16 protein-coding genes are annotated in these 16130 nt (G+C 44.9%); all 16 read right to left on the bottom strand.

Annotation, left to right across the window (positions count from 1 at the left end):
- Positions 1–270: 270 nt before the first annotated feature.
- The 16 genes from UQ64_RS06870 to aroC all read right to left on the bottom strand — a co-directional run bounded on the left by UQ64_RS06870 (position 271) and on the right by aroC (position 16009).
- Entirely contained in the window at positions 271–450 is a 180-nt protein-coding gene (locus UQ64_RS06870) for an IDEAL domain-containing protein (protein ID WP_060622720.1), read from the bottom strand.
- A 245-nt stretch (positions 451–695) separates the two neighbouring features.
- The gene (locus tag UQ64_RS06865) at positions 696–1778 is read right to left on the bottom strand and encodes a hypothetical protein (protein ID WP_060622719.1); all 1083 of its coding nucleotides are present in this window, start codon (positions 1776–1778) and stop codon (positions 696–698) included.
- Between the two features lie 89 nt (positions 1779–1867).
- Complete coding sequence (locus tag UQ64_RS06860; RefSeq protein ID WP_060622718.1) at positions 1868–2455, bottom strand: histidine phosphatase family protein; 588 nt, start codon at positions 2453–2455, stop codon at positions 1868–1870.
- Positions 2456–2637: 182 nt separating this feature from the next.
- A complete protein-coding gene (locus UQ64_RS06855; RefSeq protein ID WP_209445728.1) occupies positions 2638–3156 on the bottom strand; it encodes an anti-sigma factor in 519 nt (172 codons plus the stop codon).
- Between the two features lie 77 nt (positions 3157–3233).
- Positions 3234–3821: an RNA polymerase sigma factor gene (locus UQ64_RS06850; protein WP_042190156.1), complete on the bottom strand. Its 588-nt coding sequence runs from the start codon at positions 3819–3821 to the stop codon at positions 3234–3236.
- Between the two features lie 756 nt (positions 3822–4577).
- On the bottom strand, positions 4578–5672 hold the full coding sequence (locus UQ64_RS06845) for a prephenate dehydrogenase (protein ID WP_060622716.1): 1095 nt from the start codon (positions 5670–5672) through the stop codon (positions 4578–4580).
- A 47-nt stretch (positions 5673–5719) separates the two neighbouring features.
- Positions 5720–6817, bottom strand: coding sequence for a histidinol-phosphate transaminase (gene hisC, locus UQ64_RS06840; protein WP_060622715.1), 1098 nt, complete (start codon positions 6815–6817; stop codon positions 5720–5722).
- 59 nt (positions 6818–6876) lie between these two features.
- Positions 6877–7701 carry a tryptophan synthase subunit alpha gene (gene trpA, locus UQ64_RS06835; protein WP_060622714.1) on the bottom strand — a complete coding sequence of 275 codons (825 nt, stop codon included), beginning with the start codon at positions 7699–7701 and terminating at the stop codon, positions 6877–6879.
- Positions 7698–8897, bottom strand: a complete 1200-nt coding sequence (gene trpB / locus UQ64_RS06830) for a tryptophan synthase subunit beta (protein WP_060622713.1) — start codon at positions 8895–8897, stop codon at positions 7698–7700. Before trpB ends, trpA begins: the two co-directional genes overlap by 4 nt.
- A complete protein-coding gene (locus tag UQ64_RS06825; protein WP_060622712.1) occupies positions 8894–9571 on the bottom strand; it encodes a phosphoribosylanthranilate isomerase in 678 nt (225 codons plus the stop codon). The genes trpB and UQ64_RS06825 overlap by 4 nt, the downstream gene beginning before the upstream one ends.
- Entirely contained in the window at positions 9564–10394 is an 831-nt protein-coding gene (gene trpC, locus UQ64_RS06820; RefSeq protein ID WP_060622711.1) for an indole-3-glycerol phosphate synthase TrpC, read from the bottom strand. Before trpC ends, UQ64_RS06825 begins: the two co-directional genes overlap by 8 nt.
- Positions 10384–11424 (bottom strand): anthranilate phosphoribosyltransferase, encoded by a 1041-nt coding sequence (gene trpD / locus UQ64_RS06815; protein ID WP_060622710.1) that lies wholly within the window; start codon positions 11422–11424, stop codon positions 10384–10386. The genes trpC and trpD overlap by 11 nt, the downstream gene beginning before the upstream one ends.
- Positions 11425–11465: 41 nt before the next feature.
- The gene (gene trpE / locus UQ64_RS06810; RefSeq protein WP_060622709.1) at positions 11466–13031 is read right to left on the bottom strand and encodes an anthranilate synthase component I; all 1566 of its coding nucleotides are present in this window, start codon (positions 13029–13031) and stop codon (positions 11466–11468) included.
- 334 nt (positions 13032–13365) lie between these two features.
- Entirely contained in the window at positions 13366–13740 is a 375-nt protein-coding gene (gene aroH / locus UQ64_RS06805; protein ID WP_060622708.1) for a chorismate mutase, read from the bottom strand.
- A complete protein-coding gene (aroB, locus tag UQ64_RS06800; RefSeq protein ID WP_060622707.1) occupies positions 13734–14837 on the bottom strand; it encodes a 3-dehydroquinate synthase in 1104 nt (367 codons plus the stop codon). The genes aroH and aroB overlap by 7 nt, the downstream gene beginning before the upstream one ends.
- Positions 14838–14839: 2 nt before the next feature.
- Positions 14840–16009, bottom strand: a complete 1170-nt coding sequence (gene aroC, locus UQ64_RS06795) for a chorismate synthase (protein ID WP_060622706.1) — start codon at positions 16007–16009, stop codon at positions 14840–14842.
- Between the last annotated feature and the right edge of the window lie 121 nt (positions 16010–16130).

Raw genomic sequence — 16130 nt, 5'->3', positions numbered from 1 at the left:
ATTGGCTCGTTTACGTTTCCGGCGGCACATTGTGTTCGATTTTTCGCATACATTTGTCCGTAAGCTCGACTAAAACATGCATTTCGGAGGATATAAAATCCGCTCGGTTTTTAGAATCTGACAGAAGACTCCTCGTTTTTCCTTGTCACTTGCTTCTTCACGTTCATCCCTCCTTCCTCTTTCTTCGAAGTTATACACATTTTTTTGTATTGTTTAATTTCCTAAACAATTAAAAAAAAGAAATGCGCTAAGCGCATTTCTCGCATTTCTTTATGCCAAACTTTTAAGTTCTTCTGTAAGATTTCGAAAAGCCAATTCATCTCCTGTAGCCAGCGCCGTGTCAATCTCACGGTGCAAGATGTCGGAGCGACGCTTTCGCAGCGCTTCATCCCACACCATTTCTGCCGCAAGTCCTAGCATCACTTCGTACGTAGCCTTCATTTTGTCCATTCGATACACCTCCGCTGTTTAAGAGATCCTTATTGCTTTACTATTTTGATATCCATCAAGATGATTTTGTTTTCGGTTTCAAAAGTGACGGCACCTACTAAATCATATTCAACAATCCTGTCTACGTTCTACATATTTACCTATTCTGATCAATACTTCATCTATTGTTCCTACCAACAACCTAAGTGAAGTCCTCATCTACGTATGTAATCCCCATAAGCATTTGCTTGTATGCCTCCATACTACTATAGATGTTTAGGCACGGCTATATCCTTCCCCCACGGCGTCATCATCACAGCGAGTCCAGCAGGGGTCTCCCCTAATTTAAGCATCCCAAGGTGCACCATCATCCGAATAATTCGTTGCTCCAGAATTGAAGCAGCATTGTCATAGTAGAACGGTTTAATTAACCACCCTACACCATCCACTAATGAAGGTACGCTCACCCAATTCCCAGCACTAATACTTACCCAATACACAAGCGAAGGTAGGTTTGGTACAGCCCCCTTATATAGTTTTAACCAAAAAGAGAATATCTGCATCAACGAGTCACATTTTCCATCGGCCAACACTGCCTCTCCTGACGCCGTAAGCCTGAGCCGAAAACCTTCTTCAGTGATCCAGCGGCGATGACGAACATAATCATACAGGAGCGCTAATCTAGGCGGATAATGCTCACATGCCCTACCATAACCAAATCTCCAGCCGCCTTTGGTAAGAAGATCCTCCGGAATATGAAGTGCATTCATCACTCCTTGCTGATACCTCCTATACATGGCCCCTCCCTGATTCAGCTCTGGCTCATTTTCCTTAATATATCTCAGAAGCATAACCAGATCACTTAATAACAATTCCCCTTCATTTCGATACATGGCTGGTTCAGAGCTAACCGTAACCTTATCCTTGATGTGTGCGCTCATCGTCTCACGAAAGCGTTCTTTCAAGTCTTTAGGCACTTGGAATAAGTATCTGGTTTGCTGGGAGGAACCGCTAAAGAGCCAGCCGCCGCTTTTGAAACGAGAAACCATCTCTCGGAAACCTCCAGTCTTTCCTTCAGGAGCATCAAAAGAAGCCTGCCTAGCTACAGCCAACAAATCTTCCAGACTAAAGTGGCTGCGTTCATCAAAAAGTAATGTATTCAGAAACCGCAGATCCTCCGGAGCACATTCCCGGATATGGGACTCCATAAAACTTCTGCTTCCAAGCATAATCAAAATACTCTGGATCAAGTCGTGTTTGGAATTCAGCTTACATTCACACCGGTAGCGTCCCGCTATGGCGGTCAGCTGTCCAATATCTGCATAAGTGAGCATATCCGCCAGATTCATGTTTCATCGCCTCACCGTTTTACTACCATTATGGGAAATACAGCCCATTTTATTCCCCTTAGCGCAAAAAAAATAACCCGATGCACGGGTTAACGCTGGTTTTGCAGGATATGGCGAGTACAATTATATAAAATAGGGTTCCAGTCTCGTTCTTTCTTTTCCAAAATCGTCAGGGATAAATTCCCAATTCGTTCCGAATATTTATCCTTGTAAAGTGCAGTATACAGTTGAGCGAGGAACCCTCCATGAGATATGACAAGTATGTTCCGATTGGGATGCTGTGCAGAAATATCTTCCATAAAGGCAAGTGCACGAGCCTGAAGCTGTTCGTCGGTTTCTTGACCAAGTGAAAGCAGACTCCAGTCTTTCCCCCACTTCTCTTCACGCTCAGCGGAAGTTAGCCCTTCTACCTGCCCGTAGGCACGTTCCCGGATCCGATGATCAGGATCAAGCAGCGGTAAATTTAATTTATCAGCGATAATCTTACCTGTCTCTGCTGCCCGGGATAGGTTACTTGTAATACAGCAATCCCAGCGATACGGTTCTTGTAGTAAGCGGTCAGCAAGCATAGCAGCTTGCATCCGTCCTTCATCATTAAGCGGAATATCACTTTGCCCCTGTATCTTCCCAATTGCGTTCCAGTCCGTCAATCCATGGCGTATCAAGCCGATTAGCATATTGCCTCCCCCTTTTCCTCCAAGTATTTGTCTCTTAATGTAACATGGATGAAATAAAAAGTCTTCTTTTATACGTATTAGAATACAAAAAAAGCCCCTCGTAACTTTACGTTAAGGGACTCCTACAACGTTCTTAACACTATTATATACTGCAATTGCTAAGTCATACATCAATAGATCCTTTATGATCTGCGATAGCGATTCAGCCGGGTTAACGAAAACACTGCAAAACCCACGCCAAGCATGGATAACATCATCCAATATTGAGGATGTGTAGGTCCCATATTTACTACAAGTGGTTCAATAATCCCACCTTCAGAGCCTAAAATAGGATAAGTGGATGTCCATTCCATAGAACCAGCAATGCCAGTCTCTACTATTCCACTTTTAGCCACAGTGATATCAGCAGATGTTCTAAACATAGTAAAGTAAAGAACACTGGACAAAAATACTGCCAGGAAGCAAGCGATCCAGAGACTAAGTCTATGGCGAACAATAGCAGATGTCCCTGCGGATTTCCCATCACCTGGCATCAACCAAGGACTCTCTAAATAAATCCGCTCCATAACTTTAACGTTTATAACTTCTGCACGCTCTTCACTAATCTCTTCCTTCAAATCGTGCATAAGCTGGCTACTCTCTTGCCACAGAGACCATTCAGCGGCGCAGTAAGGACAAGTTTCAATATGTTTTTCAAGCAAAATCCGCCTAGGATGTGTGGGGGGAGCGTCCCACAAGAGCGGAATACATTCTTGCGCTTCCCTGCAATTCATTCGCCTTACACCCTCTCAACCTGCTCTTCAACTTCAGGCTCATTGAAATAGGATTCGAGTTGAAGCTTCACACTACTTCTGGCACGAAACAACAATGATTTCACGGAGCTAACACTCTGATCCAGAATTTCTGCAATTTCTTGATAATCCATCTGATCATATTCACGCAGGATTAGCGCAGAGCGTTGTTTCTCCGGAAGATTATTAATTGCCTCACGGACCAAATTCATCCGTTCTTTACGCAATGCAGCCTGCTCAGGCGCTACTTCAAACGGTGCAACGGGAGTATATCCGCTCTCTTCTAGGGATACATTTCCGGCACGATTTTTACGAAGCTCACTTAGCACAGTATTACGAGCAATAGTGTACAACCACGTTGAAAAGGAAGCATCTACCTCTCGAAAGGAATGCAAGCTACGGAATGCCTTGTAGAAAGTCTCCGAACAAAGGTCCTCTGCAATTAGCTCCATTTGTGAGTTTCTAAGCATATGATATACAAATGCCAATATTTTCCGTTGATAACGACGCATTAATTCTGAATATAGTTCTGTGTTACCTTGTTTGATTTCCTGGATCAACTGGGAATCCGTCATGGTGAGATTGGCCCTCCTCGCCCTTGCACGTCTTTTCCCGTCCGGTCCGTACTTATTATACCGGTTTGGGCTTTAAAAGTTGCGGTGTTTTACTGCAAATTTTTAGTTTATTACAAGAAGAAACAATATTGTCGACATTTTATGTAGGACAACCGTTCCCCGTGGAAATTTAGGGATAATGAATGACGTGCAACTTATCCGTTCTTCAATTTTGAAATACACCTATGTATATTCAAACACCTTATAGTTAAGGCATGATGATTGTGATGAATATAAAAAGAAAAATGGCATACTCCTAAGAGCATATAAATTTATAACGAATCTAGAAATATACCAGATCTATTGTATCACAGATTCTCATAGGATGACATTAATAGACTTCAGAGCAGTAATCTCGTCAGCACAACCTGACAACAGACTATAAACGAACATTAACTTCAACAATAAGACTTTGATCACTGTAATATGGCTTTTATCTCTTTTTAATAAACTGTTGACAAAATGTAAACGTATACATATAATAAAAGTACAGTATGGTTTCTCTCCACTCCTATCCAAATACTACACGGTTCCAATTTATTGTGAACTGTAGCCGCTTACTTTGTAAGCGGTCTTTTTTTTGCTTGTAAGCGCTGTATTACTCATAGTCACTAATACCCTCTTCTGCATCCACTTGAAGCAGTAGCTGTTCTCAGCGTTATGCTTTTTCAGATCCCATAATAAATAAAAGCCCCTCCATATTGGAAGGGCCGCAAACTACACATATACGGTATAATCGTGCTGCTGCAGGAGCACTTTCGCTCGCTCCATATCGTTCTCCTGACGGAAAGATAGACGCATAATACCCGGCACATCTTCACGACTCTCGATGATTTGTACGTTGCTAAGGTTAATTCCTTGGTCCCCCAGCTCAGTAGCGATACGACCGATAATCCCCGGATGATCCGGTACATCAATATGTAGGTCAAATAAAGGCGCTATCATGCCTTTACGCCGTTCAGGTAACTGACTGCGGAAGCCATTCGCTTCTTGGAATGCCTCTTCAATCCCTACGCCATCTTCACTTTCCAGTAGACGAACAAAAGAAGAAACTTCCTCGTTCCAATCCTTTAATAAACGAAGCATTACAGGACGATTGTTCAGCAAAATGTCTCTCCAAATTATAGGATCGCTGGACGCAATCCGTGTAATATCCCGAAAGCCCCCTGCAGCTAATGTGCTATATAAGGAGTCGGTATCATCATAGGCACGAATCTGATTCACAAGAGCAACGGCAATAATATGCGGTAAATGACTAATGGCGCCTACAATCTCATCATGACGTTCTGGATCAAGGCGTACAATCTGCGCTCTTGTGTGGTGCAGTAAAGACTCAAGTGCATGATAAGCTTCGTCTGGTACGCCTGGAGGTGGCGTTAACACGTAATAAGCATTCTCAAATAGCAAAGATGAAGCTGCCTCAACACCTGAGCGTTCTGATCCTGCCATTGGGTGTCCGCCGATAAAATGTACTCCGGGAATATCTAAAGAGACTGCACATGAGGCAATACTAGCTTTCGTACTACCGACATCTGTAATAATACAGCCGGGTTTTAGAGGCAATTTGCTTAACTGCTGCAGATAATCCTCTAACATTCCTACAGGTACACATAAAAAAATGAAATCAGCATCAAGTGCTGCTTCTTCAACAGAAAGCGTGGCATGATCTACCACACCTCTGCTTATATATTTACTCGCGGATTCAGGACGGTGGGCATGTCCTACGACGGTCAGGCCCTCCTTGCCTTTAAAGCAAAGGGCCAGTGAGCCTCCGATCAGACCGACACCGAATATAGCTATTTTTGTCGTCATGTTCTTTGAACTACCTGCCTTTTTTAGTCTAGTCCTGCTGTTTATTACTAAGCGCGTACACCATACTCTATAAGAATTTGTTCCAGAGCGGTTATAAACGCTGTATTCTGCTCAACTGAACCCACAGTGGTTCGAATATAAGTCGGGTAAACCTGATGGCCCGCTCTTACGATGATTCCTTTACGCATCAATGCTTCGAAGACCTCTGTGGCAGGCATACGAACATCCACCATAATGAAGTTTCCGTGTGCAGGGAAGGATTCTAGGCCCAGACGTTTGAATTCACCTTGCAATTGAACAATACCCGCGCTATTAAGACGACGGCATTCCTGCACGTAGTCTTGGTCATTCAAGGCAGCAAGAGCCGCCGCTTGTGCAAGACGAGAGGTATTGAAAGGCTCACGCACCTTGTTGATTAATGAAATAATCTCAGGACTAGCAACGCCATAACCAATACGCAAAGCAGCTAAGCCATAAATTTTGGAGAATGTGCGAAGCACAACTAGATTCTTGTAACGATCCAATAGCTGGATGCCGTTTGAGTAAGAAAGATCTGTTACGTACTCACAGTATGCTTCATCAAGGACAACCATTACATTGGAAGGCACAGCATCCAGGAAAGTAATCAAAGCTTCTTCTGGAACTATGGTTCCTGTCGGGTTGTTCGGATTGCAGACCCAAATAACCTTTGTACGATCCGTTATACGATTCAGCATCCCATCCAAATCATGTGTGCCATTTACAAGCGGTACCTCAATGGACACAGCACCTTCGATTTCTGCGTTACTCTTATACACAGAGAAGGTCTGGTCAGCCATGATTGTCTCATCACCTGGCAAGAAGAAGGCACGAGCAATAAGAGCAATAATCTCGTCTGAGCCACAGCCAAAAATAATATTATCGTTATTCACGCCAAGACGGTTGGCAAGTGCTGCCGTCAGCTCTACTGCCGAGCCGTCCGGATAAAGATAAAGATTCTCAAGCTCTGCTAGAATAGCTTCTTTAGCACTTGGTGAAGCTCCATACGGGTTCTCATTGGATGCAAGCTTAATAACCTCACTTAAGCCGTGCTCCTTCTTGACTTCGTCTATAGGTTTCCCTGGTTTGTAGACAGGAAGATTAACTATATTCGGTTTTGGATTCATGAATAGTCCTCGCTCTCCATAGTTGATTGCTCCACTATACACAGGTCAGAATGACACTGTTATGGTCTTTTTAATTGTGCCACAAATTCTCGAATTTGCAACAGCCCCTCATTCCTCGTAGCAGGATGATCGAGCAGCGGAATAACCTCTTCTATTTTGCGAACAATGGCACTGCCTACTACAACACCATCGCAAATCTGCGCAAAGCGGGCAACCTGTTCACCAGTTGAAATACCAAAGCCAACCGCTACTGGCAGGTCTGTTGCTTGACGTACAGAATCAATAAAGTCATCTACATCCGCATGAAAAGTAGATCGTTCTCCTGTCACCCCTAATGAGGATACACAATAGATAAACCCACTAGCACCCGATACTATCTTTGCGATCCGTTCACTTGACGTCGGTGCAACTAATGGAATGAGATTAACCCCAACTTCACTACTGCGGCGACGCATCTCATCTGATTCCTCGACTGGAAGATCCGGGATAATAAGTCCACTAATCTCATGAGCATTCAGTTCTGCGAAAAATGTATCCAGCCCCATTTGCAGGATAGGATTGTAATAGGAAAACAAAATAAATGGTAAATTGCTTCCGGCTTGACGAGCTTTTAACGCGGTCTCCATGCAGGTACGCAGGTGAACTTCACCCCGCAGAGCTCGTGCAGACGCTCGCTGAATAACAGGACCATCTGCTAGCGGATCAGAGTAAGGTACTCCTAGCTCCAAAATATCAGCACCTGCCGCCTCCAGTTCTGAGATGATAGCAAGAGTAGTCTCCAGATCAGGATCTCCAACCGTCAGAAAAGGAATCAATGCCATCTGTTCTTCAGCTTTAAGCTTCCGGAATACCAAATCCATTCGGTTTGTAGTTTCAGTTGTCATTCCTTTCCCTTCCCTTCTGTGTACGCCATGATGGATTCCACATCTTTGTCTCCCCGGCCTGACAGGCAGATAACAACAACATCATCCTTGGTAAGGGTTGGACCCATCTTCACTACATGGGCTATCGCATGTGCTGATTCCAACGCTGGAATAATGCCTTCCGTCACACATAGCAGCTTCAGAGCATCTAGCGCCTCTGCATCTGTAATCGGGACATATTTTGCGCGTTCGATATCTTTTAAATAGGAGTGTTCAGGACCTACACCAGGATAATCCAGACCTGCAGAGATGGAATGAGCCTCTGTTACTTGACCATGCTCATCTTGCAGTAGATAGCTCATCGAGCCCTGAAATACCCCATGAGTCCCCTTACTCATAGTCGCCGCATGATAAGGTGTGTCAATTCCTTTCCCTGCTGCCTCAACACCAATCATACCGACACTTTTATCCTCTACGAATGGATAGAACATGCCGATAGCATTACTACCGCCACCTACAGCAGCTACGAGCACATCCGGCAGTCTTCCTTCAGCCTCTAGAATCTGGCGCCGCGTTTCATCACCAATAACCCGCTGGAAGTTACGAACCATCATCGGATAAGGATGCGGGCCTACGGCAGAACCGAGGATATAAAAAGTGTCCTCCACATTGCTAACCCAGTATCGAAGCGCTTCGTTGCCGGCATCTTTTAAGGTGCGCGATCCGGAAGTAACGGGAATCACCTCAGCACCAAGCAGCTTCATGCGGAATACATTGAGTGCCTGGCGACGAGTATCCTCTTCTCCCATAAACACCTTACACTCCATACCAAGCAGAGCTGCAACCGTAGCAGTAGCTACACCATGCTGACCGGCTCCAGTCTCAGCAATCACCTTGGTTTTACCCATCATTTTAGCCAGAATTCCCTGACCAATCGCATTGTTAATCTTATGAGCACCCGTATGATTCAAATCTTCACGCTTCAAATATATTTTAGCTTCTCCCAGATGTTTACTTAGACGTTCCGCATAATATAGCGGGGTCTCCCGTCCGGAATATTGCTTTAATAGATAATCTATTTCTTCTTGAAAAGCCGGGTCCGCCGAGTACTTCCGATAGGCTTCCTCCAACTCAATCAATGCAGTCATCAAAGTTTCGGGCACGAAGCGCCCTCCGAATGAACCGAAACGTCCATGCTGGTCCGGTACTTGTGTCATGATTGCTTCACCCTTTCCACAAAAGCTGTCATTTTAGTAATATCTTTAATGCCTTCACACTCTACTCCACTAGATACGTCTACTCCGTACGGAGCATAGGTATCTAGCAACTCTCCTACGTTATTAGGATGAAGCCCTCCAGCCACAAATAACGGCAAACCTTTTCGTAGCGCGATTTCCTGATAATCAGGCAACCTCTCCCAAGCGAATGTGCGCCCAGAGCCACCGCTCTGCTGAGGATCATAAGTATCTAACAATACCGCATCAACGGAGCCTGCGTATTGTTCCAATGTATAGTTGTTATCAGCGTCATCACGCTCTTTATCAGTAACAGACAATGCCTTCCATACCTGAACTTGTGGGAAAGCTTGCCGAACCTTTTGACAAAAGGCTGGACTTTCCTGCCCATGCAGCTGAATGACATCTAGTGGCGCTACGGCGAGCAGTTCTTTCAGCTCATCCAGCTCCGGATTAACAAAAACCCCAGCAGCTTTAGGCTTTTCACTAGTCTTCCATTGTGGAAGCTCAGCAATCAGTTCGGAAGCACGCTCCAGAGTGACCCTGCGACGACTAGGTGCAAATACAAATCCGATATAATCTAGTGGTAAGTGTACCATAGATTTTAGCACTTCAACGTCCTGAAGTCCACAGATTTTTACCAATGTCTCAGACATGTCGGATACGGTCCTTTCCATTTGGAAGCATTCCTAGCAATCCATTTACTGCATCTTCTACATTAGCATGACGCATTAGATATTCCCCTACGAGTACCCCGTGAGCTCCAGTCGTTCTTAGGTAATCAATGTCACTTGGTCCTGCAATTCCGCTTTCACTAATCACAGGAACCCCTTGAGGTACTAATGCTGTCAGCTCTGCCGTTGTCTCTAAGGATGTCTCAAAGGTACGCAGATTACGGTTATTAATGCCTAGCAACACATTGGATTGAGTTATTTTTTCTGTACTTAGTACAACCGCTAGCTCATTTCGGTCATGTACCTCGATCAAGATATCCAATCCAAGACCTGAAGCTATATCTATAAAATGAGACAGTTGAGCTGGTGTCAAAATAGCGACGATCAACAACACGGCGTCCGCTCCGAGGAGACGAGCTTCGTAGATCTGCTTCTCATTAATAATAAAATCTTTGCGAAGCAGCGGCAGATTTACGGCTTCCTTCACTTGCTGCAAGTAAGCAGCGCTGCCCTGAAAATAATCCACATCCGTCAAAACAGATAAACAATCAGCGCCTCCCGCTTCATAACCTTTTGCAATGGAAACAGGATCGAAATCTTCACGGATCAACCCTTTAGAAGGAGAAGCCTTCTTCACCTCAGCAATCAAACCCATATCTCTGTTCTTTCCTTCGGTCAGAGCCTTACGAAAGCCTCTAGTCTGAGGGAGTGCTGCTATATCACGTTCGGCTTGAGCTAGAGAAAAGCTATCACTGAGCGCCTCCACCTCTTTGATCTTTGTAGCGACAATTTTATCAAGATACATAATTAAGCTCCTCCGTCATCACAACAAGCTGTTCCAGCTTGGATAATGCCTTACCCGAATCCACTACTTCTTTTGCTTTCTCTACGCCTCCTGCCAAGGTATCTGCCAGACCTGCCACATATATACATGCTCCTGCATTAGCTAACACAATATCGCGATAGGGATTGACCTCACCTTGGAGCACAGAGGTAATAATTGCTGCGTTCTCAGCTGCATCTCCGCCCAAAACAGCTTCAAGCGGATGTCTATTAAGACCTAACCCCTCCGGAGTGATTTCATAAGTGGTCACTGTACCCTCTTTTAGCTCAGACACTAATGTAGAGGCGGAGATGCTGATTTCGTCCAGACCATCCGAACTACTTACAACCATCGCACGCTTGGAACCTAGCTCCTTCAGCACATTAGCCACCGTCTCCGTCTTATCCCGGTCATAAATCCCTAGCAACTGACGGTCAGCTCCTGCAGGATTCGTAAGTGGTCCCAGCATATTGAAGATCGTACGTACACCAAGCTCTTTACGAGGAGCTGCTGCATGTCGCATCGAAGGATGGTAAATTTGTGCGAATAAAAAGCAAATGCCAATACGATCCAGACATTCCCGAGCCTGCTCTGCATTCAGATGAATGTTAACCCCTAGAGCTTCAAGTACATCAGCACTTCCAGCTCTGCCTGAAGCAGAGCGATTACCATGCTTTGCAACTCTTACAGAAGCAGCCGATGAAATAATTGCTGAGGCGGTTGAAATATTAAATTTATGGATGCCGGAACCGCCCGTACCACAGGTATCTAACAAGCGTGCACGATCAGTGAGTACGGATGTACCGAAACCTCTCATGGCTTCCGCAAAACCCGTAATCTCCTCCACGGTTTCTCCTTTAATCCGTAAAGCAGTCAGTAGTGAACCGATTTGCGCTTGTGAAACATCTCCTAGCATTATAGCACCCATTATATCGCGCGCTTCTGTACGTGTCAGATTCTTGCCTTCGATCAGTCCGGCGATTCCTGATTGAATTAATTTCGTTGCATCCATAATATTCTTCCTCCCAGCCTTAATGAGTTACTTTATAAAAATCAAACCACTTGTTCAGGAGTATATTTGTACATATAATCTTGGTTGATGACTTGTTTCTCTTTCACTTCGGATGGAAACATAGCTTCTGCCATTCGAATAGCCTTCAGCATACCCTTCGCTTTATTCACAGTCTCCTCATACTCTTTCTCGGGAACCGAGTCCCAAACGATTCCTGCTCCGGCCTGTACGTATGCCCTGCCCTTACGGAAGATGATCGTACGAATAGTAATACAAGAATCCATATTCCCCGAGAATCCTAAATATCCAATCGCTCCGGCATAAGCGCCTCGAGCTTCTCTTTCCAGCTCAGCTATAATCTCCATAGCTCTTAGCTTCGGTGCCCCAGAAACCGTTCCGGCTGGCAGACAGGAGAGGAATGCATCAAAGAAATCTTTATCCTCACTGAGCGTGCCTGACACATTCGATACCATGTGCATGACATGGGAGTATCTTTCTATCTCCATAAAGGAATCACATTTTACTGAACCAAATTTGGATACTCTCCCTAGATCATTACGACCCAGATCAACAAGCATTAGGTGCTCCGCACGTTCTTTTTCATCCTCCAAGAGCTCCGCAGCAAACGCCCGATCCGATGCTTCACTGTCACCCCTAGGTCTTGTTCCAGCAATCGGTCGTGTCTCCACACGATCCCCATCCACCTTTACTAGCGCTTCCGGTGAGGTACCAACAATAATCTCCTCATCCATTTTCAAATAGTACATATAAGGAGAGGGGTTAAGTGTTCTGAGCATCCGATATACATGTAGTGGAGAAACTTCCGTTTCAATATGCAATCGCTGTGACAACACCACTTGAAAAATATCGCCTGCGCGAATGTATTCCTTCGCCTGTTCTACATTGCTGATGTACTGCTCTTTAGTGAGATTAGAATGAATCTCACCAAGCTCGATATCCTGCGGAATGCTGCGACGATTCACATTTTCCTTCGGACCTTCTTTTTGTAAATCTTCGGCCATAGCCTCCAGCTTACGACTCAGGGTTTCATAATTGGATCTGATATCCGAATCTGTATCTCCATCGTTTACATGCAGGTTACCAACAAGTAGAATCTGTTGCTTCACATGGTCAAAGACAATGATCCGATCACAAAACATAAATCTTATATCATCCATTTGAAGGTCATCTACAGGATGTTGAGGTAGCGTCTCATAATATTGCAGCAAATCATATCCAAAAAATCCGATAGCCCCTCCAGTAAATGGAGGCATTTCGTCAAATTTTGGACTACGGTATGAACGGAGTAATGCTTTTAACTCTTCTATCGGCTTTCCGTATAGTTCCTTCTTCTCTCCGCCGACTTCTACGTTAATAGCACCCTTTTTCCCGGATATCATCAAGAAGGGATCGCTACCGATGAACGAATACCGTGCCCATTGTTTGCCACCCTCTACACTTTCAAGTAAGAACGCGCGATCACGTTCAGCGAAACGTTGGAATAACCGGATAGGCGTTTCCATATCCGCGAGCAGTCGCTTTACAACAGGAATCAGATTATAATCCCGCGACAGCTTTACCACCTCTTGAACACTTGGATTCGTCATTGTTAGATGCCCCCTTAGATATATGAATGGTTCCGAAATACAAAAAAACCCCCTACCAAAGTAGAGGGTTTGTGTTAGTAAGTATATGTTTTTGAGCATGGATCAGCATCTTTATGTAGTGTTTGCAGACTTATCCCTAAATAAGATACATCACTGATAATAACTGACTTCAGTGCATATCAAAATAAAGACTCTGCTCACACAATACATGCTAATCTAAAAACTTCTTGCACTCTGCTCAACTATACTCATCTCAACTCAACTAAACTCTTCTATACTCGGCTAACTACACTATACATGATGACAAGGGTCATTGACAACCCACAACTATAATTTAAGGCTTGCTCTCTGATAAATCAGGACGTAGCTTTTGAGCCTCATTCAGATAAACGTGGCGAATCTCACGCTGCGATTTATCCGTATTAATCTGTACCATCAACCGGATACACTTAGGTAAGCTTCCTTTAACCGGTATTTCCGTTGAACACATGAGTGGAACCATTTCCCAGCCCTCAATCTCACGAATAGCTCTTGCAGGAAAAGTAGCATCCAGATCGTTTGTCATCGTAATCCATACATTGCTTATATTCTCAGCTATAACATCATTGCGTTCTACGATTTCTCGCAGCAATATAACGGTCTCTCGTAAAATCTCTGCCTCTTCGTTCTTAGTCACGGTTGTTGCTCCGCGAATCCCTCGATTTACCACGGTCTTTCCTCCTTCTTAAGCTCTGCGAGAACTTCTCGCACTAGCGACTCCTGCACATCGTTAACAATGCTTACAGAGCCTATGGAATCAGGCACGATAAAGGTCATCTTGCCTTCCTTGAATTTCTTATCATGCATCATAGCGTCCATCAGTTCATCTTCATCATACTCGGAAGGAAGGCGTACCGGCAGCGATAGCGCAGACAGCATGGATACAGTATCCTCATAAATGGAAGTATCCCGCCCAAGCTTCGCAGCCAATAGCGCTGAACCCGCCATGCCAATCGCAATCGCTTCTCCGTGCAGAAACACACCATACCCGCCAACTGCTTCAATGGCATGTCCGATCGTATGTCCAAGGTTCAATATCGCTCGAAGTCCATGTTCACGCTCATCATTCCCCACTACATCTGCCTTGATGGCACAGCCTCTCTCTAAAGCATAACCTAAGGCTTCGACATTCAGATCTAGCAGCTCTTCGGCATGATCACGACACCAATATGCGAATTCTTTGTCCACGAGGAGACCGTGCTTTACCACTTCAGCTAAACCCGATGCAACTTGTCGTGCTGGAAGAGTACGTAGTGTATCCAAATCGTAGAGTACCATTGAGGGCTGATAAAAAGCCCCAATCATATTTTTGGCTAATGGATGATTGACTGCCACCTTACCACCCACACTACTATCATGAGCTAGGATCGTCGTCGGAATTTGTAGAAATCCGATCCCACGCATATAGGTTGCCGCTACAAATCCAGCTAAATCGCCAACCACGCCGCCGCCTAAAGCTAAAACCGCTGAATTGCGATCTAGCCCTGCTTGAATTGCGGTTGTCATGACTTCTTCATACACGGCTAATGATTTAGAGGCTTCACCTGCCGTCATAATGTGACTTACTACAGTATAGCCATGAGAACGCAGAGCTTCTTCAAGAGCCGGCAAATACCTTGGTGCTACTTCAGTATCACTCACTACTAACAGTGGACTACGCTCCGAAAATCCAGCCTCAGCACAATAATGGGCGATGTCCTTTAGTAATCCACTACCGATAAGAATAGGATACGAGCGGTCGCCTAAATCTACATTAATTGTACGCATAATTAGTAGCTCTCCAGCTGTGATAGGTAATTCTCATAGTTCGCTTTAATTTCTTCCAGTGAGTCGCCACCGAATTTATCAAGAAAAGCTTTTGCGATTTCCCATGCCACTACGTTTTCCAGAACAACACATGCCGCTGGAACTGCACAAGCGTCGGAGCGTTCAACTTGCGCTGTAAACGGTTCTTTCGTGTCGATATCCACACTTTGAAGCGGTTTATAGAGGGTAGGGATCGGCTTCATGACACCGCGAACTACAACTGGCATTCCGTTAGTCATACCGCCTTCAAAACCACCTAAGCGATTGCTTGCACGGTAGTATCCTTTTGAAGCTTCATACATAATTTCATCATGGACTTGCGATCCACGCAATTTTCCGGCTTCAAACCCGATGCCAATTTCTACGCCTTTGAATGCATTAATCGACATTACCGCCCCAGCGATTGCTCCGTCAAGCTTCCGGTCTGACTGTACATAACTACCAAGTCCGATAGGAAGTCCTTCGACGATACATTCAACGATTCCACCGATGGAATCGCCCTCTTCCTTAATCTGATCTATGTAAGCCTCCATCTTCTGTTCCGTTTCTTTATCGACAACTCTGACAGAGGACTGTTCCGTCCGCTCAATCAGCTCTTCAATTGGCAGATCGTTAGCAGGCGCTTCAATTTCACCGATGCGTATAACTTGACCTGCTACTTTCACGCCAAAAGCTGCCAACAGCTGTCTGGCTACAGCGCCACATGCGACTCTGGCTGCTGTTTCGCGAGCACTGGAGCGTTCTAGAACGTTACGAAGATCCGTATGGTTGTACTTCAATCCGCCATTCAGGTCTGCATGGCCAGGACGCGGCCGATTTACACGGCGTTTTTCTTCGTCACTGCCAGGAATAGGCTCAATATTCATAATGTTCTTCCAGTGGGTCCAGTCTTTATTCTCTACTACCAATGCTACGGGAGCACCAGTAGTATAGCCATGACGCACTCCACCTACAATTTGTGCCGTATCTTTCTCAATCTGCATGCGACGCCCGCGTCCATACCCCTTTTGCCGACGCTGCAATTGAAAATTAAGCTCTTCAAAATCCAATGTCAAATTACTTGGCAATCCTTCAATAATGGCCGTAAGCTGGGGGCCGTGCGTTTCCCCCGCTGTTAAATAGCGCAAACTCATGCTGCGTTCCCCCTTTTATACTTTTAAACTGTAAACCGCTAAAATCCTAATGATCTTTGCTCATTATAGTATAGGCAATCCTCTTTGACAAGAAAGGGATCTTCCTAAAATGGCTCCCTTC

It is taken from the genome of Paenibacillus etheri (genome assembly GCF_001012825.1).
GTDB lineage: Bacteria > Bacillota > Bacilli > Paenibacillales > Paenibacillaceae > Paenibacillus_AQ > Paenibacillus_AQ etheri.
The sequence above is the reverse complement of the archived record's forward strand: the minus strand, read 5'-3'. Positions and strand labels throughout refer to the sequence as shown.

Coding starts and splice junctions, on each gene's coding strand:
- UQ64_RS06870 (WP_060622720.1), bottom strand. CDS start 450: ATGGACAAAATGAAGGCTACGTACGAAGTGATGCTAGGACTTGCGGCA.
- UQ64_RS06865 (WP_060622719.1), bottom strand. CDS start 1,778: ATGAATCTGGCGGATATGCTCACTTATGCAGATATTGGACAGCTGACC.
- UQ64_RS06860 (WP_060622718.1), bottom strand. CDS start 2,455: ATGCTAATCGGCTTGATACGCCATGGATTGACGGACTGGAACGCAATT.
- UQ64_RS06850 (WP_042190156.1), bottom strand. CDS start 3,821: ATGACGGATTCCCAGTTGATCCAGGAAATCAAACAAGGTAACACAGAA.
- UQ64_RS06845 (WP_060622716.1), bottom strand. CDS start 5,672: ATGACGACAAAAATAGCTATATTCGGTGTCGGTCTGATCGGAGGCTCA.
- hisC (WP_060622715.1), bottom strand. CDS start 6,817: ATGAATCCAAAACCGAATATAGTTAATCTTCCTGTCTACAAACCAGGG.
- trpA (WP_060622714.1), bottom strand. CDS start 7,701: ATGACAACTGAAACTACAAACCGAATGGATTTGGTATTCCGGAAGCTT.
- trpB (WP_060622713.1), bottom strand. CDS start 8,897: ATGACACAAGTACCGGACCAGCATGGACGTTTCGGTTCATTCGGAGGG.
- UQ64_RS06825 (WP_060622712.1), bottom strand. CDS start 9,571: ATGTCTGAGACATTGGTAAAAATCTGTGGACTTCAGGACGTTGAAGTG.
- trpC (WP_060622711.1), bottom strand. CDS start 10,394: ATGTATCTTGATAAAATTGTCGCTACAAAGATCAAAGAGGTGGAGGCG.
- trpD (WP_060622710.1), bottom strand. CDS start 11,424: ATGGATGCAACGAAATTAATTCAATCAGGAATCGCCGGACTGATCGAA.
- trpE (WP_060622709.1), bottom strand. CDS start 13,031: ATGACGAATCCAAGTGTTCAAGAGGTGGTAAAGCTGTCGCGGGATTAT.
- aroB (WP_060622707.1), bottom strand. CDS start 14,837: ATGCGTACAATTAATGTAGATTTAGGCGACCGCTCGTATCCTATTCTT.
- aroC (WP_060622706.1), bottom strand. CDS start 16,009: ATGAGTTTGCGCTATTTAACAGCGGGGGAAACGCACGGCCCCCAGCTT.